Here is a 22,907-nt window from a genome sequence, read left to right on the forward strand (position 1 = left end):
GCGCTTCAGTGCGGGGGCCGCCGCACCAGTCGGGCCAGCCGTGCCCGGTCAAGCTTGGAGCCGTGCCTGCGGTCCAACGGGATGACCGGGACGGGCTGCACATCGGCGATGCCCAGGGCCGCGGCGCGGGTGCGGTAATCCCGGGCCCGGGCCGCGTCCCCCTCCAGGCACAAGACCGGCGCCTGCCCCCCCAACAGCGCCGCGCCGCGCACCCCCGGCCAGCCCCGCGCGGGCAGTTCGATCTGGAACGGGTAGCGGGGGCCAAGCGGCGTCTCGGCCCGGTCGGCCAGCCGGCCCAGCAGCCAGAGCCGCCCCGCCCCGTCCAGCCGTCCGGCATCGCCCGTCCGGTGCCAGACGCGCCCGCCCTCGCGCAGCTTGTTCGCGGTGTCGTCGGCGGGGTCGAGATAACCCGCGTTGACATGCGGCCCGGCGACGAGGATTTCGTCGTCCACGATCCGCAGCGCCAGCTCGGGCACGGGCCGCCCCGCCAGCAGCCCCCCGCCCGCCGCCATCGCCCGGCGGTCCGCACCGGCGATCTCGCGCGCATCGAGTACCGCGACGGGCTCGGCCTCGGTCGAGCCGTATACGGCGATGACCTCGACCTCCGGGCGCGCCGCCTGCAAGCCGTCGATCAGGTCGGGAAAGACCGGGCCGCCGCCGGTAAACACCTTTGCCACATGCGCCGGCAGGCCGTTTGCCGCCAGCCCCGCGCATGCCGCCGGGGGCAGCAACAGGCGGGTGGCGCCGCTGACGCCAATTTGGCGCGCCAACGCCGCGGGGTCGGCCCGGCGGCCCGCCACGGGTCGGCCGGGCAGCACCGAGGTCCGCCCGGCGGCGAGCCCCGCCAGCACGAAGGCGGGAAATCCCACCAGATCGCGCGTGCCCTCGGACGCGGCGAGAACCGGCGCCAGCGCCGCGTTCTGGGCGGCGAGAAAGCCATGGCTGCGGGCAATCGCCTTGGGCCGGCCGGTCGAGCCGGTGGTGAACGAGATAAGCGCGGTGTCCGATGGCGCCGGCGGCTTGACCGTCCGCGCCCCACCCACCGGGCCGGGCGCGAAGGCCGGCAGGCCCCAGAGCCCCGGCAAGACGCGCAGCGCCCGGTAAGGCCCGGTGGCGATCAGGCCGTGCGGCCGTGTCGCCCCGATCGCGTGCCTGAGCCCGCGCAGACCGAGGGTCGGCTCGGGAAACACCACAGCCGCGCCCGCCAGCCACGCGCCCGCAAGCGCGGCATAAAGGCGGGGCGACACCGGCATTGCCAGCAACAACCGGTCGCCCCGGCGCACGCCGCCCGCCTCCAGCCGGGCCGCGAAGCCTTCGGCAAGCACACGCAACTCGCCAAAGCTCAGCGTCTCGCCCGGCGCGATCACCGCGGGCCGGGCGGGCGCGGCCCCGGCCATTGCCAGAAAGCCCGATACCAGCTCAGCCATCGAGCGCGCGCCCCATCAGCGCGTAGCGGCGAAACGGCACCGCGCCATAGCCCGCGCTGCGGTCGCGCGAGAGGTTGGTCTCGGCCATCAGCGCATGGATCACCTGCGCGAACCCCGCCTCGGCCGCGGCCTGGTGAAACGCCTTGGCCAACAGGTGGCCCGCGCCAAAGCGCAGGCTGGCATAGGTCTTCAGGATCGCCCGGTCGGGCTGCGGCCCCTGCTGATAGTCCGGGATGCCGAAGAGGAACCCCGTCAGCGCGCCGGTCGTCCCCTCGCGGGCGAGAAAGACCAGCCGTCGGTCGATCATCGGCACCAGCGGCAGGTAGAGCCCGAGAAACGCCTCGCGCGTAATCGGCGTGTAAAACGCATTGCGCGCAAAGGCCCGGCAGGACAGTTCGTGGATTTCGCCGAACAGCCGCTCGGGCGCCGCCCCGTCCCAGGCCGCCACTTCCAGCCCCGCGATCTCGCGCCCCACCGCGCGCGCCGCGGCCTCGGCCGCGCCGACCCGCGCCGAGAGGTAGCGCATCACGGGCGCGAACCCCGCCCCGGTGAACGCCGCGAGGTCATGCGGGCCCGAGCACGGCTCCATCAGAAAGGGCGGGCTGCCGTCGCTCCAGCTCACCAGCCGGTAAGGCGCCCAGGTGGTGCCGTCCATCGGGCCCAGCAGATCGTCCAGCCCCTCGGCGCGGGCCATCGCCGCGGCCTCGCGCAACAGCCGCGCGCCAGCCTCGGCGCCGGCACAGCGGAACTGGCCCACCGCGCCCGCGCGGCGCCCCGGAAAGCCCGGCGCCGCAGGGTAGAAAACCGCCGACGCGCCTTCGGTTTCCAACGGTATTTCCCTCATGCCCGGCCTCCGACGACATAGAGTATCCCGCAAATCGCCGCCGCCGGCCCGGCACAGAGTGCCAGCAGGCGAAACGCCCTTTGCCGGCGGAAGAGATGCGGCCGGTAGGCCGGCAGCACCGTGGCCAAAAGAAACAGCGCCAGTCCCGCGGGCCGAAGCTCGCCATGCCAGCCGGGGCCCGCGCCGTTCAGCGCCATCACGCCCAGCCAGGCCGAAAACAGCGCCGCCGAGGCTGCAAAACCCCCAATCGCGCGCCAGAGGGCCGGAAACGGCTCCAGCGCCAGCGCGACCAGCGCGGCGGCCAGACTGCCGGCGGCCAGCGCGTAGAAATTCAGCACGTTGACCCCCAGCCCCGCCCCCGCGGCCAACGCGAAGATGCTGAGCAGGCCGATCGCCGCGACCATGTCGAGATCGGGGTGGCGGTCGGCGGTGGGCGACAGCCGCCGCGTCAGCGCATGGGCAAAAAGCGCCGCAAGCGGCAGCACCGCATTCTGGCTGCTGGTGGCCGACAGGATCAGGAAGGCGGCGACGATATGCACGCGCACGCTGTGCCCGTCGGCGCCCAGCCGCGGCGCCAGCCATGCAAACCCGGCCCATGCGCCCAGAAACAGCGCCATCCGCGCGGCGATATCGGCCGCGGGCGCGGCCAGCGCGGTGGTCAGAAAGATCATCAGGCCGATGGGCAGGAAGAGATTGTCGAAGCCGCGCCAGCTATCGGCCTCGACCAGCGCGCCGAAAAGCGCGGCCATCAGACCGATCAGGATCACGTTTTCCCTGGCGATGTCGGTCAGCAGCAACAGGCAGATCATCGCGAGATTGGCGGAGACGAGAAAGAAGACGACGCTGCCCTCGATGCTCTTGGCGCCCTCTTCGACGCGGAACATCCGCCGCCCGTAGACCCCGCCCACCAGCGCCGCCGCCGCGTCGCCCAGCGTCAGGATCGCCAGCGGCAGCACGTAGAGCACCGGCTGCCCCCCCGCGAAGAGGTGCAAAAGACCGATGGAGAGCACGAAAAACATCTCGCCATAGGATGCGCGCGCGACCCCGTGCAGCGCCCCGCCCATGGCGCGGAGCCGCGGCAGGCGCAGCAGACCCAACCCGGCAAGCGCGATGCCGAGGATCGCGTAAAAGGCCCAGTCGATCCGCAGCACGAAAGGCAGTGCCAGCGCGCCCAGACCGGTGGCCATGTGCATCGTCTTGCGGCTCAGCTCGGGCGGCCAGCCCCGGCGCCGGCCGATGCGCCCAAGGGCAAAGAGCAACGCGAAAAGCCCCGCCAAAAGCGCCAGCCCCGCCGCGATCTGTGCCGCGGGCGCGTTCATCGGACCGCCTCCACCACGAAATCATCGTAGAAGAATGCCTTGTCCGTGGGTTTGAGGGGCATCGCAACGGCCGGAAGCGGGGCCAGCAGGTCAGGCCTGATCTCTGCGCCGCGCCGGGGCGCCATCATGTTCCAGTAGACCAGCCGCGCGCCCGGCCGCGCCCGTTCCACGATCCGCGCGAGGGCCTGGGCGGTTTCCGCCTCGGACATGTATTCGAAGATATCCGACAGGTTCGCGCCCGCCACGCCCGCCACCGGCGCGGTCTCGACCGCGCCGTGGTACAGCCGGATCCGCGACAGGCGCGCGCGCAGGGTGTCGTAGTGCTCGGCGCGCCAGGCCAGCGGCAGGGCGGCACCGTGATTGCCGGTGACGATCCAGTGCAGAAACGGGTTGTCGGCCGGGTCGAGCTCGGTCAGGGCGTGGCGGACACGGGCCATGACATGGTCGGCCACGCTGCCCTCGACATGGGCAAAAAACGCCTTGTCGCGGCCCAGCCGGGCCATGACGGGCCGCGAAAAGAACGCCCGCATCAACAGCCGCCAGCGCCAGGTGTCGAACTTGGCGGCGTAAAAGACCTTGCGCGAGAGCGGCGCGCGGGGCTCGAACAGCGCCTCGGTTATCTCTGGCGGCTGGGCCAGCGGCAGGACGTAGCGGGCGAACTGGCGAAAGTACCGTTCGAACTTGCCGACGCCGCCCGCGCCATGGCGCCCGACCGCGCGCGCGCGGTCGAGCCAGAAATCGCGCAGCGCGCCGGGCGCATCGGCCAATGCCCGCTCCATCAGCGCCACCCGCACCCGCGGCGGCGCCGCGCGCGCGCCCATCAACGCCAGGAAATCGGTGTGGCCGAGGCGCGGGATCGCGGCCAGCCGCAGCCGAAGGCAGTTGAGCTGCGCCTCGGACAGGTCCGCCGCCACCACCTCGGCCGGATCGAGCAGCAGCATCGCCAGCGCGTTGTCGCCCGCCGCCGCGACCGAGAGCAACCGTTCGCCCCGCACCTCGCCCAGCGCCGGCAACAGCAGGTCGGCATCCTCCCACACCTGGGCATAGCGGATGCGGTCGAACCGGGCGCGGCCGGCCACCGGAGAGGCGGGAGGCTCAGCCATCGCTCTTGCGCACCTCGCCGCTGGCCCCGTCGATCTCGATGGTCTCGCCGTCGGTCACCCAGCGCGTCGCGCCTTTCAGCCCGACCACGCAAGGCAGGCCCAGTTCGCGCGCCACGATGGCCGAATGCGACAAAAGCGATCCGCGCTCGACCACGATGCCGCCGGCATTGGCAAACAGCGCGATCCAGCCCGGATCGGTGTTGCGCGCGACCAGGATCTCGCCGGGGCCGAGTGCGCCCTCGCGCGGGTCGGTCACGACGCGGGCGACAGCCCTCAAGGTGCCCGCCGAGGCGCCGGTGCCCCGGCGCATCGTCTCGCCCGCCGGCGCGGGGGCGGCGGCCAGGGCGGGCCGGCCTTCTGCCAGCCCCACCGCCGCGCCGCGCAGCAGCACCCTTTCGGGCGGGTCGGGCCGTGTGGCGGCCGCCGCCATCTCGGCCTTGCGCTGGCGCACCGGCCCCGCCAGATCGTAGCTGAGCGCGCTGCCCTCGATGGCGCCCAGAACCTCCTCGACGGTCAGGAAAAAGATATCGCGCGCCTCCTCCAGATGCCCCAGAGCCGCAAATTCGCGCCCCATGGCGAGGAAGATCCGCCGCGCGGTGCCGAAGATGCGCGTGCGTTCGAATCTGAGATTCTCGCGGTCGCGGACGCGCGCCTGGGCCCAGCGGGCAAACCGGCGCGCGATGGCCCGGCGCACCGGGTTGGGGAACAGCCCCTGCCAATCGGGCGCGGGACGCTCGGGCCGGGGCGCGGCGTGGCGGCGCCCGGCGGCGGCGATGGCGCGCATCAGCGGCGCGGGGTCGTCGACCAGCGTCGGGCTCTCCAGCTTCAGCTCTTCGGTGCAGCGGTCGCCGAACCGGTCGATATAGGCCGCGATCATCTGTGACAGCTCGGGGTCGGCCGCGGCCATCCCCTCGGCCTCGATCCGGTCGACAAGCCCGGTCGCCCGCGCCCGCGCACCCATCGCGGCGATGCGCGTCACCGGCTCGGCCGAGACGATGCCGCCCTGCCCGATCAAGAGGTCGGCGTGCAGCCTCAGCCCCGCCTCGCCGGCCCAGCGCCCCATCAGCGCGCGCGAGCCGCCGTAGCCGATCATGCAAAGGAAGTCGTTGACCAGCGGCGCGTCCCAGCGGTCGAGCAGGTCGCCTTCCAGCCGGCGGTAGAGCGCGCCAAGTTCGGTCAGGTTGGCCTCGGCGAGCCCCTCTTCGGCGGCGAGCGCGCCCTCCAGACGGGCCATGAAGCGCCGCTTGGTGCGGCCGAGCGTCAGCGCCGACCAGACCAGCCCGACCGCCACGCGGCCAAGCCGCATCATGTCACCCAGACGGGCCAATGCCCCGGCCGGCGGCGGGGCCAGCCGCGCGGTCATCTCTTCCGGCAGCGGCTCGTCGACACCCATCATGGTATCCATGAACCCGCGGTTCAGCGAAAATCCCGGCAACAGCGCCAGCGCCCGGTACCAGTTACCGAGGTTGTAATAGACCCGCCCGTCGAGCCGCGACAGCATGTTGGCGAAGACCTGCCGGTTGGCGCGCACCTGCGCGTCGGGCACGCCCAGCAGATCGACGAAGGCGCGATAGACCCTGTCGTAGCAATATCGCGCAAAACTGTAGGTCAGCGGGCTGACGAGGCCCGGATAGCTCTCGACGATGTTCGAGTTGTCAAACACCATCAGCGTGTCGTCGGGCACCGGGACGGGCCTGAGCGCGGTGGTGACGGGCCGGGATTGCACCAGCCAGAGACGGTTGTCGTCCAGCGCCCATTCGATGTCCTGCGGCGCGCCGAAATGCGCCTCGGCGGCGCGGGCCAGCGCGGCCACTTCGCGCGCCTCGTCCGCGGTCAGGACCGTGGGGGCGACCGGGGCCTCTACCACCTGCCCGTCTGCGCCAAACGTCCAGCCCTCGCCATCGGCCATGCCCGAGACAAGCCGGTCGGCCAGCCCCGCCACCGCCGAGACCAGGGCACGGTTGCGCCGCCCCGTGACCGGATCGACCGAGAACGCCACGCCCGCCGCGCGCGGGGCGACCATCCGCTGGATCAGCACCGCCGGCGCCCCGCCGCCCGCCAGCGCGCGCCGCTTGCGATAGGCAGAGAGCCGTTCGCCCGCGCCAGAGGCGTGCACCTTGCGCGCGGCCTCCGGCAGGCCCGCGGCGGGCACGTTCAGCACGCTGTCGAACTGGCCGGCATGGCTGTCGGCCTCGCTGTCCTCGGCCCGCGCCGAAGAGCGCACGGCGAAGCTGCCGGGGCCGAGACGGGTCGCCGCCTCTGCCAGCGCGTGGCCAAGCGCCGCCTCAGAGAGCGTGCCGGTGCACAGCTCGTCCATCGCCTCGGCGGGCAGCACGCAGAACGGCGGCACCGCAAAGCCCACCTCGGACAGACGGGCCAGCGCCGCCGCCTTGCCGCCCGCGACCGCCGGGTCGCGCGCCTCGTCGGGCCAGAGGATCACGGCCCGCCCCCGATCAACATCGGCAAGACCCCCGCCGCACCGTAGCAGACCAGCACCCACAGGCCCGACCCGGCATCGAGCGCCTTTTGCAGCCCCGGCATGGGCGCATGGGCGAACCGCCGGGCCAGCGCGAGCGCCCCCAGGGCACCGCTCGCGCCCAGCGCCGCGAAAAGCCCGGCCAGCGCGGGCGACAGCGCAAGGCCCAGGAGCGCCAGCAAAACGCCCGCCGCGGCCACCAGGCCGGCCCAGGCAAACGCGGCCCGGCCCGGCCCCCAGAGGCGCGAATAGCTTTCGACGCCCGCCCGCTCGTTCTCGGGCGTCCAGGTCTTGCGCCCGATCTCCAGCACGCAGCCATTGACGAAGGACAGCGCCAGAAACAGCGCCAGCGCCGGGTGCGGGCCGCCGGCGCCGGCCCATTCGAGGCTGGTCAGGAACAGATCCATCAGCGGCATGATCGCCATGTGGCTGACGAGGTAGACGAGCATCCGGTCCCGCAGCCACGCAGGCGCCCCGAATTCCAGGCTCATCAGCGCCAGCCAGCCCCAGGTGGCCAAGAGCAGCACCAGCGGCACCATGCCCACCGCCCAGGCCGCCAGCGCGGCCAGCGGTGCCAGCCCCAGCGCAATGCCGACGATCAGGCGCAGGCTGACCAGCCCGCGGGGGATCGGGCGTTCGGGGCGGAAGCGGCAATCGTCGTCGTGGTCCTTGACCTCGTCGGCGGCGCGCATCTGGAAAAACAGCACCAGCGCACAGAAAAAACCCGCAGCATAGGCGCCCGGCCCGGGCAGGGCCCGGCCCGCCAGGTGGGCCGAAACGCTGAGGCTGGCCGCCGAGAACACCGCCACCAAAAGCGCGGTGCGAACCAGGGGAAACCGCTCGGCCTGGTAGGTCCAGAGGCGGCGGGCCAGGCTCACGGCCGCGGCCCCCTTGCCAGGCTTTCGTGGGCGCGGGCGAAATGGCCCTCGGCGATCGCCGCGACGATGGAAATCTCGCCGGCCAGGCACAGGCCCGCCGCGAGTTCGGCCAGCGCGGGGGCGTGGCCCTCGCCCCTGAGCCCGAGAATGTCGAGCGCGGCCGATTGCGCGGGCAGCGCGGTGCCGCCGCCCACGGTGCCCACCAGCACGTTGGGCAGGGTCACGGAACAGAACAGGCCGCCCGCGCAAGGCTCGATCCGGGTCATGCCCACGGCGCTTTCGGCGACGCAGGCGGCGTCCTGCCCGGTGGCGATGTAAAGCGCGGCCAGCGCGTTGGCGAAATGGGCCTGTATCCCCACCTGACCCGAGAGCGCCGCGCCAAGCCCCGCGACGCGGGCGTAATCGGCCATCGCGGTGGACGAGCTACGCAGCACCCGGCGGATCACCGTCTCGGGCAGGGTGACGGCGGCCGTCACCTTGCGCCCGCGCCCCGTGACCGCGCCGAGGAACGAGGCCTTCTTGTCGCCGGAATGGTTGCCCTCGACATACCAGCGCTGGACCGGCACCGGGCTGGCGCCCGCGATATGGCGGCAAAGCGCGTCGGTGGCGATGGTCACCATGTTCTGCCCCGCCGCGTCGCCCGTCAGGTAGCGGCAGCGCAAGAACACCACGTTGGCGTCGATCACCGGCTCCAGCGAGACAAGCCGCCCGTGGCGCGTGGTGGCCTCGGCGGCGCTTTGCAGGGCGGCATCGTTGGCCGCGACCCAGTCGACGAAATGGCCCGCGTCGAAAATCGTGCCGAAGACGAAGGCGGGGCTGCGCAGCACACCCTCGGACAGCACCGCCGCCTCGGCGCCGCCGGCCGCGCTGATCGCCTGCGCCCCGCGGGAGTAAGAGGCCACGAGCGCGGCCTCGGTCGTCGCCAGCGGCACCGCGAAATCGCCGCGCGCATGCAGCCCGTTCAGCCGCAGCGGCCCGGCGATGCCGACGGGCATTTCGACGGTGCCGATCAGGTTTTCGATATTGCGCGCGTAAAGGCCGGGGTCGCTCAGCCCTACGGGATCGCGCAGCGGGTTGTCCGCGGCCCCGTCCGGGGAGAGCCGCGCCCAATAGGCGGCAACCGTGGATGCATCGGGCTTGCGCACCGTGCGAAAGACCGGCGGACGCGGCCCTTCGGGCGCGGCGGCTGGCGCTGCCGCGGCGGCGCGCGCCTTGTCGAGGGCGGCTTTGATCGCGGGCGGTATCATGGCGGCGCCATCATCCGGGCTGGGAAACGCAACTTCTTACCTAAACGTTTCTAACAGGATTTTGACCGGTGCATTCATGAAATGCGGCCAAGAGGCGCGGGACGTCGGCCATATGGACGGTGCCCGCAAGACCCGGATTTTACCGGCCTCAAGGGCAAGGCCGATTTGCGCGGGCCTCGGCGCTCCGTACCGGATATGTCCGGGAACCGCCGAATTTAGAGACAACGTCCCGAAACAAATACAAGCCACGCAACCCATTGATAAGATGTTATTTTAAAAAGCGCATTCCGCAACCTCGGCAGAGGCTTTCCCGGCCAGACGATCATCGCGGCCCGCGCCGGCCGTGCGGGCCCGGCACGGCCGCATCGTTCGGGCGCACGACCGGGCCACGTCAGGCGAGGCGCTCGCCTCCGGGTATCGTCTGGCGTTCGCGGGCTGACCGGCGGGATCACAAGCCGAAGCTGGCGTAGGGAAGAAAGCGCACCGGTGTTCCGGGCGCGATTTCGGCGGCGGCATCGGGCAGTTCGACCAGCCCCGTTGCCCAGGACAAGCCGCTGATCCGGCCCGACCCTTCCGAGCGAAAGACATCTGCGCGTCCCTCGGCGTCGATCCGGGCGCGCAGATATTCCCGCCGGCCCGGCTTTTTCGACTTGGAGAAGGCGGCGGGAACCGTGAAACCCTGCACTTCGGCCCAGCCAGAGCCCGCCAGCATCGACATCGCCGGCCGCCCGAACACAAGCGCGCAGACCAGCGCGGCGACCGGGTTGCCGGGCAGGCCAAGGACGGGGATGCCCCGCCACAGCGCCAGCGCCAGCGGCCGCCCGGGTTTCAACGCGATACGCCAACTCGACAAGCTGCCCTGTTCGCGCAGGACGCGGGACACATGGTCCTCGTCACCCGCCGAGGCGCCGCCCGAGGTCAGGACGACATCGGCCTCGTGCGCACCCTTGTCCAGCCGCGCCGCAATCTCCACCGGGTCGTCCGGGGCGTGGCCAAGATCGACCGGCCGGTAGCCCCAGCGTTCGGCAAGCGACAGAAGCATCGGACGGTTGGCGTCGTAGATCTGGTGCGGCCCGGTGGGGGATGCGCCGCCGCTGACGAGTTCATCCCCGGTCGAAAGGACACCCACACGCAGGCGGCGATGCACCTCGACCTCTGCCACCCCCAGCGCCGTCAGCAATGCAAGGTCGGGCGGGCGCAGGACGTGACCGCACGCAATGGCAGGATCGCCCTTCGCCACGTCCTCTCCCGCCCGGCGCGTGTTGGCCCCGGCGCGGATCGGGCCGTCAAAGGCGACCTCGATCCCATCGGTCGCGGTATCTTCCTCCAGAACGACGGCATCGACCCCTTTTGGCAAGATTGCCCCGGTCAGGATGCGGATGGCGGCGCCGGAGGGGACAGTGCCCATGAAGGGCTGCCCTGCCGCCGCGCGCCCCTGCACCAATGGCATGCGTTGCGGTCCCGCCCCTGTTGACCCGTGGGCAAAGCCATAGCCATCGACAGCGGAATTCGCCGCGGGCGGGTTTGCGCGCTGCGCGACGGCGGCGGCGGCCAGAACCCGGCCCGCGGCATTGGCGGTGGCAATCCGTTCGGTCCCGGTGATCGGATGCAGCGCGCCGCGCAAGCGCTTCAGCGCGGCATCGACGGGCACCCAGTCCACGCCTTGGGGCATGGCGAAGCAGTCGTCTTTCAGGCGGGGGGGCGTGAGGCTGGAAAGACCGAAGTCGGGCTGGCCCAAGCCCAGAATCCAGCCCTCCTCGGTCTTCGCCTCGACGGGCACGTCGGACAAGGCACAATCCAGATGCCCGTCGCGTTGGGCGGTCGCGATATGGGCGGCGAGGACACGGACCTGCGCGGCATCCTTGATCTCGTCGGGCCCTTGCGCCGCAGCGATGTCGCTTGCGAAGAGCGACGGCCAGACCTCGACCAGCGCGATCGGCGCGTCGAGCGGTTCGAATGGCCAGACGGCGACCTGACCTTGAAATCGCGCCCGAAGCCGCGCCAGCGCCGCCATGCCGGTCATCGCCTGCCCGCCGACCGCCCCCGCGCCGCCCATCTGCCAGAGGGGAAAGGCCCCGGCAGCGCTCTCTTCGCACAGCCGCCGTTCCGCCATGCCATGCCCCTCCCTGATATCCGTTCGCGGCAAGTGGGGGATATCGTCCTGCAGGCCATTGAACCAGAACGGCCCGACGCCGGGAAACAAGGCGTTCAGGCGGGCCGCCAGATGAAAGCGCTCAGCGGCCTTGGCTTCCAGCGGCAGGGCCGCTGCAAACCAGTCCCAAAGGGCCAGGGGATCGGTCGCCTTGACGACGCTTTCCGCAAACCCCGCCGGGTATCCGAACGGGAAGTCGAACCCCAGGAGAAGGCGCCGGCCCGCAGCAAGTTCGGCCTCGCAGAGCCCAGCCAGCCAGTCCTCCGCCGCCGTGCGGCTGCGGAGGTAAACCGGTGGCGCGGCCGCACCGTTGCGCTGGACTGCGGCCCAGATCGCGTCCTTCTTCGGTGTCGGACCTCGGTCGTCAGCGGCCGACCAGTCCACCACCACGATGGTATCGAACGTCACAGCCCCACCTCCGCCAGAATGAATTGCGCAATTGCCGCCGTGTCGTCCAGCGGCAGGACGGGCACCGGGGCGTCGGGGGTGGTGTCCGATGCGACGGCGCGGATCGTGGGGTTGTCATGCGCCAGCAACGGCTGGCCGGATTCGGCCCGGTGCGCCTCGATCTTGGGGTGGGTTGCGGTCTTGTAGCCTTCGATCAGCACCAGATCGACCGGGCTGAGGCGGGCCAGAAGGTCGTCGAGCGGCGGCTCTGGTGCGCCGCGCAGCTCGTGCATCAGGGCCCAGCGGACGGGCGAGGCCACCAGCACCTGCACCGCGCCCGCTTGCCGGTGGCGATAGCTGTCGCGGCCGGGGTGGTCGATGTCGGTGGCGTGATGGGCATGCTTGACGGTGGAGACGGACAGCCCCCGGCCGGTGATCTCGGTCACCAACCGTTCCACAAGCCCGGTCTTACCGGAATTCTTCCAGCCGGTGACGCCGAAGATCCTCACCCGACGATCTCCAGCAAGCGCTCGGCGGCGGCGAGATCCTCGGGCCGGTTGATGTTGAAAAACGGGTCGACCTCTCGCGCGTCGAACGCGGCGGTACCCGCGCCATGCGCGTCGGTCCAAAGCACGACCTTGCGCAGCCCCCCCTTCAGCGCCGCGCGCAGGTCATCACGCAACGCGACGGGCCAGAGGCCGAAGGTGGGATGGCGGCGAAGCGTGCCGGTTGCATCCTCGGTCGCCGCAAGGGCCAGCCCTGCGCGGCTTTGCGCCGCCTGCAGCCGAACGGCCAGGTCGGGCGGGAAAAACGGCGTGTCGCCCGCCACGGTCACGACCTGCGCCGCCCCTTGCGCCGCCGCCCAGTCAAGGCCCGCGAGAACCCCGGCCAGCGGACCGGGATGGTCCGGCAGCGTGTCGGCCAGCACCGGCAGGCCGAGATGCGCGAACCGCGTGGCATCGCCATTGGCGTTCAGCGCGATCGGCGCGCATTGCGGCGCGAGGCGCGCGATCACGTGCGAAAGGATCGACTGGCCGCCGAGCGACAGCAGCGGCTTGTCCCCGCCGCCCATCCGGGTGGCCCGCCCGCCCGCAAGGATCACCGCCGGCAGCCGCTCAGTCACCGACAGCCGCCTTGCGCCTGTGTTTCGCCTCTTCCGCCGGGACGGCGGCGAGGTCGGCATCGTAGATCACCCGTTCCGCCCCCGACAGGCAGACGAAGCGCTGCCCCCTGAGCCGCCCGATCAGCGTCAGCCCGACCTGGCGGGCGATGTCCACGCCCCAGGCCGTGAAGCCCGAGCGCGAGGCGAGGATCGGGATACCCATCAACGCGGTCTTGATCACCATTTCCGAGGTGAGCCGCCCGGTGGTGTAGAGGATCTTGTCATCGGCCCGCACGCCGTGATGGAACATCCAGCCCGCGATCTTGTCGACCGCGTTGTGGCGTCCGACATCCTCCATATAGACCAGCGGCTCGTCGCGGCGGCACAACACCGTGCCGTGGATCGCCCCGGCCGTGAGGTAAAGCGACGGCATGGTGTTGATCTGCCGCGCCAGCGCGTAAAGCCAGCTTGTCCGCAATTCGGCCGGGGGAAGGGTCAGCCCCTCCAACCCTTCCATCATGTCGCCGAAAACGGTGCCCACGGCGCAGCCCGAGGTGCGGGTCTTCTTCCTCATCTTTTCCTCGTAGAGGGTCTGGCGCGCGGTGCGGACCACCACGACCTCGACCTCTTCGTCGAACTCGATGCCGGTGACCTCGTCATCGTCGCGCAGCATCCCCTGGTTTCTGAGAAAGCCGAGCGCCAGGTATTCGGGGTAGTCGCCAATCGTCATCGCGGTAACGATTTCCTGCGAATTGAGGAAGATGGTCAGCGGGCGTTCCTCGATGACGGAAAGTTCGGTTTCCGCCCCGGTCTGGTTGACGCCGGTGACCGCCCGGGTCAGGCGCGCGCCCTCCGGGTCAGGAAAGATTGTCTCGGGCTCCCGGTCCGTCATGGTTCCCACCTCCACCGTCATATTGTATGCCTGAGCTGTCCCGCACAAGAAAGGCCGTGCCGGGCCAAGGGGGGAGAATGCTGGCTTTCTTTTCGACCGAGGGGCGCGGCGCGGCCGACGCTATGCTCTGTGACGTGGCCGCGCGGCTGCGGTCCGAGGGCGTTCGGCTGGCCGGTGCCGTTCAGGTCAATCTCGGACGGCCCGACCGTGCGCGCTGCGACATGGATCTGCACGTCCTCAATGGCACCGAGGTGGTGCGCATCAGCCAGAACCTCGGCGCCGGGTCGAGCGGCTGCCGACTGGACCCTGGCGGGCTGGAACGTGCGGTCGGGCTGGCCGAGGCCGCGTTGGCGGGGGGCGGCGTGGATCTCGTGATCGTCAACAAGTTCGGCAAGCAGGAGATCGAGGGACGTGGCTTTCGCCCCCTGATCGGAGAGGCCCTTGCAGCCGGACTTCCGGTTCTGATCGCGGTGAACACCGGCAATCTGGAGGAATTCCACGCCTTCAGCGCGGGCATTGCCGAGGCGCTTCCGCCCGAGGAGGACCGGATTCTCGCCTGGTGCCGATCCGCGCTGGACGCCGCTGACAGGCCGGCTCGGGCGGTTTGAGCGGTCAATCAAGCCGGACACTGTCGCTTGAATAGCGGTCCTGCGAGGAATAGCCGATCTGTTCCAGCGCGTAGTGCGCCACGACGCCGATGACGATGGTCGCTGCAAAGGCCAGATACATGGCGCGCATGGCATTCTCCGTTCATTCCGTTGCGGTCTCGCGCTTCAGGAACGCGATCAGGTCGGCGCGATCCGCGGGCGAGACGATCTTCTGCATCGGCATCTTGCTGCCGGGTGTCACGTGATCCGGCCCGATCTCGAACAATTTGTCGATGGTCGAACTGGACCAGATGATATCGCTGTTTTCGAGCGCAGGCGAATAGCTGTAGCCGGGCAGCGTCCCGGCCGGCCTGCCGAACAGGCCGTAGAGCGAGGGGCCGGCCCGGCGCCCGCCGTCGGGGCCCAGCGTGTGGCATACCGAGCATTTGCGCAGAAACTGCCGTTCGCCGTTCGACACCTCGCCGGGGGCGGTGTGGAACCGGCGCCGGATCTCGGCCATGCGCGGGGCGTTGTCGGCGCCGTCGAGCGGCCAGAGATAGGCCTGATCGGCGATGCCGCCGGCGATGACCGCCGCCCCGTCGCCGGTGAAGGCCAGCGCCCAGACGGGGCCGTTGGCCGCGGCCCGGAAATCGCGCTCGATCGTCCAGTCGGAGGTGTCGACGACCATGATATAGCCCTGCCCGTCGCCCACGGCGATGCGCCGTCCGCCCGGCGCGCGGGCCAGCGCCAGGATCGGCCGGCGCTCGGCGGTCAGGTCGGCCAGCTCGGCGCCGGTGTCCAGGTCGATGACGCGGGTTCCCCCGTCGAGCGCGCCGTAGGCCAGCCAGCCTGCGCTCTCGTCGATGGCCAGCACGTTCACGCCGAAGGCATGGCTGGCCACGCGGCGGAGCGCGGCGCGTTCGGCCACGTCCCACAGGACGACCGTGCCATCATAGCCCGCCGAGTAAAGCCGCGTGCCGCCCGCGGCCCAGGCCACGTCGTTCACCGGCCCGTCGTGGCCCCGCAATACCGCGCGTTCGGTCCCCGAGGCGACGTCCCAAAGGCGGATCGTCCCGTCCCAGCTGGCCGAGGCGATCAACGTGCCATCCGGCGAGGGGCGGGCGGACATCACCTTGCCCGCGTGCCCCGTCAGCCGGGCCAGCACGCGCGCCGTCGCCAGGTCCCAGATCAGCACGTCGAAATCGTCGCCCGCCGACACCGCCCGCCCCCCTGCCATGAAGGCCACGGAATTGACCGCCGCGTTGTGCCCCTCCAGCCACCGGGGCGGGGTCTGGCGGGCCACGTCCCACAATCCCACCGAATAGTCGAAGCTGGCCGTCAGCGCGCGGCTGCCGTCGGCGGACACGGCCAGGCCCATCACGGGCCCGCCATGGCCGTCGAAGGTGCGGAATCCCTCGGCCCCGGCCGGAAGGGCCATGGCCAGCGACAAGATCAGCGCGCGCGCTCCCATCGGGTCACTCGGCAGGGCTGACCTTGTCGGCGAGTCGCCTGGTCTTTTCGTCCATCTCCTCGACCCAAAGCTTGTGGTGGTCGTTGGCCCAGTTGAGATCGACCTCGCCGCTGCCCATCGCGTGGAAAGCGCCCTGCATGCCGATCGTGCCGATGTAGATATGGGCCGTGGTCAGCGCCATCAGCCCGAACGAGGCGATCACATGCCAGAGCTGGGCAAACTGCATCTCTTCCTGGGGCGACAGCTGCGTCGGGAACGGGTCCATCCCCAGCAGCGCCGGCACGCCCAGATCGTTCAGCGTGGCGAAGGTGGGCGCGAACAGGTTGAACTCGAACGGGAAGATCAGCGACAGCCCCGATGCCGAGACCGAAGCGCCCAGCAGGATCACCGTCCAGAACAGTATCTTTTGCCCGGCATTGAACTTGCGCGCCGGAGGGTGCTTGTTGCCGAAAATGCCGCCGCCCTGCGCGAACCAGGTCAGGTCGATGCGGCGGGGAACGTTGTGGTGGACCCAGAACAGGAAAACCAGCACCAGCCCCAGCATGAAGGCCCAGCTGACATTGTTGTGCACGAGCTTGGAGTAATGCGCGATGGTCGCGTAGATGTCCTTTCCGATATAGGGCATGAACCAGGTGCGCCCGAAGAGCAGTAACAGCCCCGTGGCGCCCAGAAGCATCAGCGAGCCCGCGAGCATCCAGTGCGCAAAGCGTTCGATGGCGGTGAAGCGCACGACCTTGATGCCCGACAGCCCCCCCGACACCATGATCCGCCCGCGCAGCAGGTAGAAGATCACGAGGAAGGTCACGAGGCCGATCCAGAAAAAGAAACCCCAGTTCGACAGACGGCCCTCGCGGAAGGTCAGCCACCACATGCCGCGGTCCTGCATGACCACGCGGGCCGGCGCGCCCCCGGCCGAGACCTTGACGTCGGCCGTGCCGAATCGCAGCGCCTCCCAAACGTCGGAATCCGAGGCGCCGCCCAGCGTGCCGAGCTGGCCGCCGATACTTTCCGCCTGGCCCGCCGCGCTGTCTGTATCTCGATGATGGCGCGCGGCGCTCTCGCCTTTCTGGCGGGCGAGGATGTCGTCCAGCGTCTGACGCTCGGTGACGGGGGCGGGGGGCGGGGCCGCGACCTCTTGCGCCGGGGCCGCCAGCGTCAGGGCCAGCATCATCAGAACCGCAAAGCTCAGGCGTTCCAGCAGTTTCATAGGGGTCTTCCTTTCACGCACCAGTCGGGCGCGCCCGCGGCACGCCCCGACCGTCCGGCCCTGAAGTCGCCCCGGGGCCGCGGCGTCCGCAGCCCCGGGCGCGGGCGTCAATTGCCCTTCTGTTCGTAGGCGGTGCCCCAGCCCCACGCGCCCGAGCCGAAGCCGCGGGCCACGACCCGTTCGCGGTAGATCGCCGACACATCGTCACCGTCGCCCGCCAAGAGCGCCTTGGTCGCGCACATCTCGGCACAGATCGGCAGCTTGCCCTCGGCGATCCGGTTGCGGCCGTATTTCTGGAACTCCGCCTCGGACATGTCGTCTTCGGGGCCGCCGGCGCAGAAGGTGCACTTGTCCATCTTGCCGCGGCTGCCGAAATTGCCCGCCTGCGGATATTGCGGCGCGCCGAACGGGCACGCGTAGAAGCAATAGCCGCAGCCTATGCACAGGTCCTTGGAATGCAGCACGATCCCGTCACTGGTCTGGTAGAAACAGTCGACCGGGCAGACCGCCATGCAGGGCGCGTCGGAACAGTGCATGCAGGCGACCGAAATCGACCGCTCGCCCGGCTTGCCGTCCTGGATCGTCACCACGCGGCGGCGATTGATGCCCCAGGGCACCTCGTTCTCGTTCTTGCAGGCGGTGACGCAGGCATTGCATTCAATGCAGCGTTCCGCGTCGCAGAGGAATTTTGCTCTAGCCATCTCTCATTCCTCCCTTATGCGGCCCAGATCTTGCACAGCGTGGCCTTGGTTTCCTGCATCTGCGTGACGGAATCGTAGCCATAGGTCTGCGCGGTGTTCGACGATTCCCCCAAGACGTACGGATCGGCGCCCTTGGGGTATTTCGACCTCCGGTCCTCGCCCTGCCAGTAACCGCCGAAGTGGAACGGCATGAAGGCGACGCCGGGCGCGACGCGCTCGGTCACCAGCGCCTTGACGCGCACCTTGCCTTTCTCGGGTCCCTCGACCCAGACATCGGCGCCGTCGCGCAGGCCCAGATCGTTGGCGTCGCGCGTGTTCACCTCGACGAACATCTCCTGCTGCAACTCGGCCAGCCAGGGGTTCGACCGGGTCTCGTCGCCGCCGCCCTCGTATTCCACCAGGCGCCCCGAAGTCAGGATGATCGGGTACTCCTTGGAGAAATCGTTCTTCTGGATCGATGCGTACATGGTCGGCACCCGCCAGAACTTCTTGTCGTCGTAGGTCGGGTAGTCGGCCACGAGATCGCGCCGGTTCGAGTAGAGCGGCTCTCGGTGCAGCGGCACCGGGTCGGGGAAGGTCCAGACCACGGCGCGGGCCTTGGCATTGCCGTAGGGCGCGCAGCCATGCTTGATCGCGACCCGCTGGATGCCGCCCGAAAGGTCGGTCTTCCAGTTGGTACCCGGGCCGGCCACCGCGTCGATCGCGGCGCGCTCGTCCGCGGTCAGGTCACCGTCCCAGCCGAGATCCATCAGCATCTGCATCGTGAACTCGGGATAGCCGTCCTGGATCTCCGAGCCGACCGGCGCAACGCCCTCGGCCAGCAGGTTGTCGCCGTCGCGTTCCACCCCGAACCGGGCGCGGAAGCCCATCCCGCCATCCTTCACCGGAAGCGAGATGTCATAGAGGTTGGCCGAGCCTGGATGGCCCATCTCGGCGGTTCCCCAGCAGGGCCAGGGCATGCCGTAATAGTCGCCGTCGGCCGGCCCGCCCAGCGCCCTAAGCGTGGTCTTGTCGAAGGTGTGCTGGTTTGCCATGTGCAGGCGCATCCGCTCCGGCGACTGGCCGGTATAGCCGATGGTCCACATGCCGCGGTTGAACTCCCGCGTGATGTCCTCGACCAGGGGCTCGTCACCGTTGATCGCGATGTTGCGGAAGATGCGGTCGGTGAAGCCGAACTTGTCGGCGAAGAGCTTCATGATCGTGTGGTCGTCTTTGCACTCGAAGAGCGGCTCGACCACCTTCTCGCGCCATTGCAGCGAGCGGTTGGACGCGGTGACCGAGCCGTAGGTCTCGAACTGCGTCGCCGCCGGCAGCAGATAAACGCCGTCGGTGCGGTCCTGCATCACCGCCGAGACGGTGGGATAGGGGTCGATGACGACCAGCAGGTCGAGCATCTCCATCGCGCGCTTCATGTCCGGCAGGCGGGTCTGCGAGTTGGGCGCATGGCCCCAAAACACCATTGCGCGGGTATTGTCGGGCTGGTCGAGGTTCTCCTTGGCCTCCAGCACGCCGTCAAACCAGCGAGAAACGGGTATCCCCTTCTCGTTGATCATCATGCGGTCCTTGCCGTCGGCGCCCGCGCCCTCCATCACCGCGAAGCGGCCGCGCAGCCAGTCCTCGTCCTCTTCCCAGACGCGGGCCCAGTGGCTCCACGATCCGTCGGCGAGGCCGTAATAGCCGGGAAGCGTGTCGGCCAGAACGCCCAGATCGGTCGCGCCCTGCACGTTGTCATGGCCGCGGAAGATGTTGGTGCCGCCGCCTGCGGCGCCCATGTTGCCGAGCGCCAGCTGCAGCACGCAATAGGCGCGCGTGTTGTTGTTGCCGTTGGTGTGCTGGGTGCCGCCCATGCACCAGATCACCGTGCCGGGGCGGTTGTTGGCCAGCGTCCGGGCGACGCGTTCCATCTGCGAGCCGGGCACGCCGGTGACGCGCTCGACCTCTTCGGGCGTCCAGCGGGCGACCTCTTCCTTGATCTGGTCCATTCCCCAGACCCGGGTGCGGATGAACTCCTTGTCCTCCCAGCCGTTCTCGAAGATGTGCCAGAGAATGCCCCAGACCAGCGCCACGTCGCTGCCCGGGCGGAACCGCACGTATTCGTCGGCATGGGCCGCGGTGCGGGTGAAGCGCGGGTCGCAGACGATCAGCGGCGCGTTGTTCTCCTCCTTGGCCTTCAGCACGTGCAAGAGCGAGACCGGGTGTGCCTCGGCCGGGTTGCCGCCGATGATGAAGATCGCCTGGGAGTTATGGATGTCGTTGTAGGAGTTGGTCATGGCGCCGTAGCCCCATGTGTTCGCAACCCCGGCGACGGTCGTCGAATGGCAGATGCGGGCCTGGTGGTCGACGTTGTTGGTGCCCCAGTAGGCCGCGAACTTGCGCAGCAGATATGCCTGCTCGTTGGAGTGCTTGGCCGAGCCCAGCCAGTAGACGCTGTCGGGGCCAGATTCCTCGCGGATCTGCAGCATCTTGTCGCCGATCTCGTTGATCGCCTCTTCCCAGCTGATCCGCTGCCACTCGCCGTCGACCTTCTTCATCGGGTATTTCAGCCGCCGCTCTCCATGCGCGTGCTCGCGCACCGACGCGCCCTTGGCGCAATGGGCGCCCAGGTTGAACGGGCTGTCCCAGCCGGGCTCCTGCCCGACCCAGACGCCGTTGGACACCTCGGCGATGACCGTGCAGCCGACCGAGCAGTGCGTGCAGACCGACTTGACGTTGGTGATCGACTGGGCCGCGGCCATCTGGGCGTTGGCCCTGGTGACGGTGCCGCCGGTTGCGCCCAGTGCGGCGAGCCCGCCGATGGCAAGGCCCGAGCTGCGCAGGAAAGCGCGGCGGTCGACCCGCGTCTCGGCGGCTCGTCCCAGCAGCCCGCTGGTCCGCGCCCGTGCCGGCGCTGCATTCGTTTTCTTTCTCAGCATGGTGTCCTCCCTTGCCGGGCTCCCTCTCCCGACCTTGTCACGGCTGGCGGCGGCTCAGAACCGGGCGCTGTCCAGATAGGCCCGGACATGCGCCGTCTTGCGCAGTCCGCTGCCTTGATCTTCGGTCTCGGCCGCTTCGGCCTGTTGTCCCGCCAATGCGGTCACTGCGACTGCCGGTGCGGCGGTCGTGGCCAAGGCCAGGAAGTTGCGCCGTCCGGCGTCTTTCGGCTGGTCGGTATCGTTCATGTCCGTATCCTCCCTTAAAGCACCGCGGCCTCCCGGCACGGTCACGTTACGCGGGATCGGCCCCCGCAAGGCGAAACGCCTCCTTTTCGATTTCCATGAAGGCCCGCCCGATGGCCCCCACGGACGCATAGAAAAACGAGCCCTCGGCCCCCTCCAGATCGGTGAAGAATGGCGGCGCCCATGCCGCAATATGGCGGTTGAAAAACTCGCGCTGGGTCGAAACCGGCGCCGGGTTGCCAAAGCGCCCCTCGATGAGCCCCGCCATCATCTCGCACAGGCTCGCTATGTTGTCCTCGGGTTCGTAGACGTTCGGCGCCCGCTCGATCTGCAGCCGCGCCATGTCCTGGCGCAGCAGCGCCAGCGGCTTCTCGTGCAGGAACCCCGTCATGTAATAGCTTGCGTAGGGCAGAAGCTCGCCCCGGCCCAGACCGATGAACAAGCGGTTGAACTCGCGCTCGACCGACCGTTCGTCGACCGTGCCCGCCACCTTAGCCAGAGCGCCGACGCCCTGTCCCAGGGCCGTGTCGTCGCCGCGGAGACCGCGCACCTGCGTGATGAGCGACTTTTGCGGTGGCCGCGCGAGAAGCGCCCCCAGAAGGCCGTAAAGCTGCGCCCTCAAGAAATCTTCTTGAGGCACCGAAGGAATTTCGGCACTGTCCGGCACGATTTCGTTCCTCCCCTTGTCTTCCGTACGCGCCGGAAGACACTTCAATTCTAAGTTTCAAACTCATTCATTATCAAGGAAATCTTCCGTGACCGCGGCGGCCTCGGCCGAGGTCTGGAACCGGAACCGCATGCGCTTGCGCGCCCGGACCCTGTCGGAATCCTGCATAACGCTGTCTTCTGTCCATGGCTCGGCCGAGTTCTCGAAAACTTCGTCAATCTGAACATCGGACTCCGGCGTTTCCACCTCGGCGGTATCGGCCCTCTCGACAGGTGGGGTTTCCGCGGGGACATCCTCATCGAGCACGAAGCCGCGCCCGACCTTATAGGCTGTCTGCAGCAGGCCGGGGCCCACGGAATCACCGGTGAAATCGGTATCGTAGTCGTTCAGCCCATCCAGATTCGCCAGCACGGGGTTCGACCGCCATAGCCGGCGCAGGGCGCGGCGGCGCAGGTGTTCGGGAACGGCCTCGCGCAGGAAGGCGGAGAAATCGTCGCCCGGCTGCAGCGAGTCGGGGTCGGACAGGCCGAGTTCCTGCAGGATCTCGGCATCGCTTCGCTCTTCGGCCGGCGCCGGTACGGTCGCCTCGGCGGGCGGCCCGGCCCCTTCGGTCTCTGGCTCCTCCCCGCCCGACCGCTTGGCACGGGACCACCGGGCCAGAAAACCGTCCGGCGCGGGGCTCATGACCGGCCGCCCCGGATCGAGCCGGGCGAGCGGAACACGTCGGCCGCCTGCCGGATGCGCGCATCGCCCTTTCCGTCTTCCGTCTGCGCGTCCAGGTGCGGGCGGCGCTTGCGCTTGACGAAGGCCTCGTCGACATGGTGCCGCGTGCAGAAATCGCCGATCCAGGCCTCCAGCCCCTCGGGCATTCGCACCCGCTCCACGATGTCTTCTCCGTTGTCGGTATGGTCCTGCGCCTCGTAGGCCGAGGCGGTGACCGCGACGATCTCGGGCCGGTCGTCCGGGCCCCCGGCGCGGCGCATGATGACGTAGACCGACGGCGGCGCGCCGTTGAGCGCCACCAGGTAGCCCTCGGTTTCGGAACGGTGCAATTCCAGCGGCACGGTCGCCGCGTGAAACTCGACCGCGTCGCCCTCGCGCCGCAGCTCTGTCCAGTGCCCAGGGCCGCCGCCGGGCGTGACGGCCACTGCGCCCCAAGCCCATTTCGCCCAACGGGTCGTTCCCGGGGTACGGCGCAGAACCACCCCGATCGGCATCGACGCCATGCGCGCCCGGGCTGCTGCGTCGTTCATCTTGTCCTCCCTCGCGAGCCGCAGTAGGCTCCGCCGTCA

Annotated in this window: 21 protein-coding genes; 1 reads left to right on the forward strand and 20 read right to left on the reverse strand. The window is 69.7% G+C overall.

The window, feature by feature from the left end; translation table 11 throughout:
* Nucleotides 1–5 precede the first annotated feature (5 nt).
* From Ga0609869_RS02630 to Ga0609869_RS02680, 11 genes are all read right to left on the reverse strand, one after another.
* On the reverse strand, nt 6–1,427 hold the full coding sequence (locus Ga0609869_RS02630) for an AMP-binding protein (RefSeq protein WP_125408056.1): 1,422 nt from the start codon (nt 1,425–1,427) through the stop codon (nt 6–8).
* Nucleotides 1,420–2,271 carry a hypothetical protein gene (locus Ga0609869_RS02635; RefSeq protein WP_125408054.1) on the reverse strand — a complete coding sequence of 284 codons (852 nt, stop codon included), beginning with the start codon at nt 2,269–2,271 and terminating at the stop codon, nt 1,420–1,422. The genes Ga0609869_RS02630 and Ga0609869_RS02635 overlap by 8 nt, the downstream gene beginning before the upstream one ends.
* Complete coding sequence (locus Ga0609869_RS02640; RefSeq protein ID WP_125408052.1) at nt 2,268–3,590, reverse strand: diacylglycerol/polyprenol kinase family protein; 1,323 nt, start codon at nt 3,588–3,590, stop codon at nt 2,268–2,270. The genes Ga0609869_RS02635 and Ga0609869_RS02640 overlap by 4 nt, the downstream gene beginning before the upstream one ends.
* Nucleotides 3,587–4,693: a DUF3419 family protein gene (locus tag Ga0609869_RS02645; protein ID WP_125408050.1), complete on the reverse strand. Its 1,107-nt coding sequence runs from the start codon at nt 4,691–4,693 to the stop codon at nt 3,587–3,589. Before Ga0609869_RS02645 ends, Ga0609869_RS02640 begins: the two co-directional genes overlap by 4 nt.
* Nucleotides 4,686–7,133, reverse strand: a complete 2,448-nt coding sequence (locus tag Ga0609869_RS02650) for a PEP/pyruvate-binding domain-containing protein (RefSeq protein WP_125408048.1) — start codon at nt 7,131–7,133, stop codon at nt 4,686–4,688. Before Ga0609869_RS02650 ends, Ga0609869_RS02645 begins: the two co-directional genes overlap by 8 nt.
* Nucleotides 7,130–8,047 carry a UbiA family prenyltransferase gene (locus Ga0609869_RS02655; protein WP_125408046.1) on the reverse strand — a complete coding sequence of 306 codons (918 nt, stop codon included), beginning with the start codon at nt 8,045–8,047 and terminating at the stop codon, nt 7,130–7,132. The genes Ga0609869_RS02650 and Ga0609869_RS02655 overlap by 4 nt, the downstream gene beginning before the upstream one ends.
* On the reverse strand, nt 8,044–9,294 hold the full coding sequence (locus Ga0609869_RS02660) for a hydroxymethylglutaryl-CoA reductase (protein ID WP_125408044.1): 1,251 nt from the start codon (nt 9,292–9,294) through the stop codon (nt 8,044–8,046). Before Ga0609869_RS02660 ends, Ga0609869_RS02655 begins: the two co-directional genes overlap by 4 nt.
* A 448-nt stretch (nt 9,295–9,742) precedes the next feature.
* Nucleotides 9,743–11,854 carry a molybdopterin-binding protein gene (locus Ga0609869_RS02665; RefSeq protein ID WP_125408042.1) on the reverse strand — a complete coding sequence of 704 codons (2,112 nt, stop codon included), beginning with the start codon at nt 11,852–11,854 and terminating at the stop codon, nt 9,743–9,745.
* Entirely contained in the window at nt 11,851–12,342 is a 492-nt protein-coding gene (gene mobB / locus Ga0609869_RS02670) for a molybdopterin-guanine dinucleotide biosynthesis protein B (protein ID WP_125408040.1), read from the reverse strand. Before mobB ends, Ga0609869_RS02665 begins: the two co-directional genes overlap by 4 nt.
* The gene (gene mobA / locus Ga0609869_RS02675) at nt 12,339–12,956 is read right to left on the reverse strand and encodes a molybdenum cofactor guanylyltransferase MobA (protein WP_245972391.1); all 618 of its coding nucleotides are present in this window, start codon (nt 12,954–12,956) and stop codon (nt 12,339–12,341) included. The genes mobB and mobA overlap by 4 nt, the downstream gene beginning before the upstream one ends.
* Nucleotides 12,949–13,827, reverse strand: coding sequence for a formate dehydrogenase accessory sulfurtransferase FdhD (locus tag Ga0609869_RS02680; protein WP_125408036.1), 879 nt, complete (start codon nt 13,825–13,827; stop codon nt 12,949–12,951). Before Ga0609869_RS02680 ends, mobA begins: the two co-directional genes overlap by 8 nt.
* 77 nt (nt 13,828–13,904) lie before the next feature.
* Here Ga0609869_RS02680 and Ga0609869_RS02685 point away from each other — a divergent pair, with 77 nt between their 5' ends.
* On the forward strand, nt 13,905–14,435 hold the full coding sequence (locus Ga0609869_RS02685) for a DUF2478 domain-containing protein (RefSeq protein WP_125408034.1): 531 nt from the start codon (nt 13,905–13,907) through the stop codon (nt 14,433–14,435).
* A 4-nt stretch (nt 14,436–14,439) separates the two neighbouring features.
* Here Ga0609869_RS02685 and Ga0609869_RS02690 read toward each other — a convergent pair whose 3' ends face one another.
* From Ga0609869_RS02690 to Ga0609869_RS02730, 9 genes are all read right to left on the reverse strand, one after another.
* Nucleotides 14,440–14,565, reverse strand: a complete 126-nt coding sequence (locus Ga0609869_RS02690; protein WP_281273302.1) for a hypothetical protein — start codon at nt 14,563–14,565, stop codon at nt 14,440–14,442.
* Nucleotides 14,566–14,577: 12 nt separating this feature from the next.
* The gene (locus tag Ga0609869_RS02695) at nt 14,578–15,885 is read right to left on the reverse strand and encodes a c-type cytochrome (RefSeq protein WP_125408032.1); all 1,308 of its coding nucleotides are present in this window, start codon (nt 15,883–15,885) and stop codon (nt 14,578–14,580) included.
* A 4-nt stretch (nt 15,886–15,889) separates the two neighbouring features.
* Nucleotides 15,890–17,092, reverse strand: coding sequence for a formate dehydrogenase subunit gamma (locus Ga0609869_RS02700; RefSeq protein WP_245972389.1), 1,203 nt, complete (start codon nt 17,090–17,092; stop codon nt 15,890–15,892).
* 107 nt (nt 17,093–17,199) lie between these two features.
* Entirely contained in the window at nt 17,200–17,793 is a 594-nt protein-coding gene (gene fdh3B / locus Ga0609869_RS02705) for a formate dehydrogenase FDH3 subunit beta (RefSeq protein ID WP_125408030.1), read from the reverse strand.
* Between the two features lie 14 nt (nt 17,794–17,807).
* Entirely contained in the window at nt 17,808–20,705 is a 2,898-nt protein-coding gene (locus Ga0609869_RS02710) for a formate dehydrogenase subunit alpha (protein WP_125408028.1), read from the reverse strand.
* A gap of 54 nt (nt 20,706–20,759) precedes the next feature.
* On the reverse strand, nt 20,760–20,951 hold the full coding sequence (locus Ga0609869_RS02715) for a twin-arginine translocation pathway signal protein (RefSeq protein WP_125408026.1): 192 nt from the start codon (nt 20,949–20,951) through the stop codon (nt 20,760–20,762).
* A gap of 46 nt (nt 20,952–20,997) precedes the next feature.
* Nucleotides 20,998–21,615, reverse strand: a complete 618-nt coding sequence (locus Ga0609869_RS02720; RefSeq protein WP_125408024.1) for a TorD/DmsD family molecular chaperone — start codon at nt 21,613–21,615, stop codon at nt 20,998–21,000.
* A 63-nt stretch (nt 21,616–21,678) separates the two neighbouring features.
* Nucleotides 21,679–22,299, reverse strand: coding sequence for a DUF3306 domain-containing protein (locus tag Ga0609869_RS02725; RefSeq protein WP_125408022.1), 621 nt, complete (start codon nt 22,297–22,299; stop codon nt 21,679–21,681).
* Nucleotides 22,296–22,868 (reverse strand): DUF3305 domain-containing protein, encoded by a 573-nt coding sequence (locus Ga0609869_RS02730; RefSeq protein WP_245972387.1) that lies wholly within the window; start codon nt 22,866–22,868, stop codon nt 22,296–22,298. Before Ga0609869_RS02730 ends, Ga0609869_RS02725 begins: the two co-directional genes overlap by 4 nt.
* Between the last annotated feature and the right edge of the window lie 39 nt (nt 22,869–22,907).

Origin of the sequence: Rhodovulum iodosum (assembly GCF_041020385.1) — a bacterium.
Taxonomy (GTDB): Bacteria; Pseudomonadota; Alphaproteobacteria; order Rhodobacterales; family Rhodobacteraceae; genus Rhodovulum; species Rhodovulum iodosum.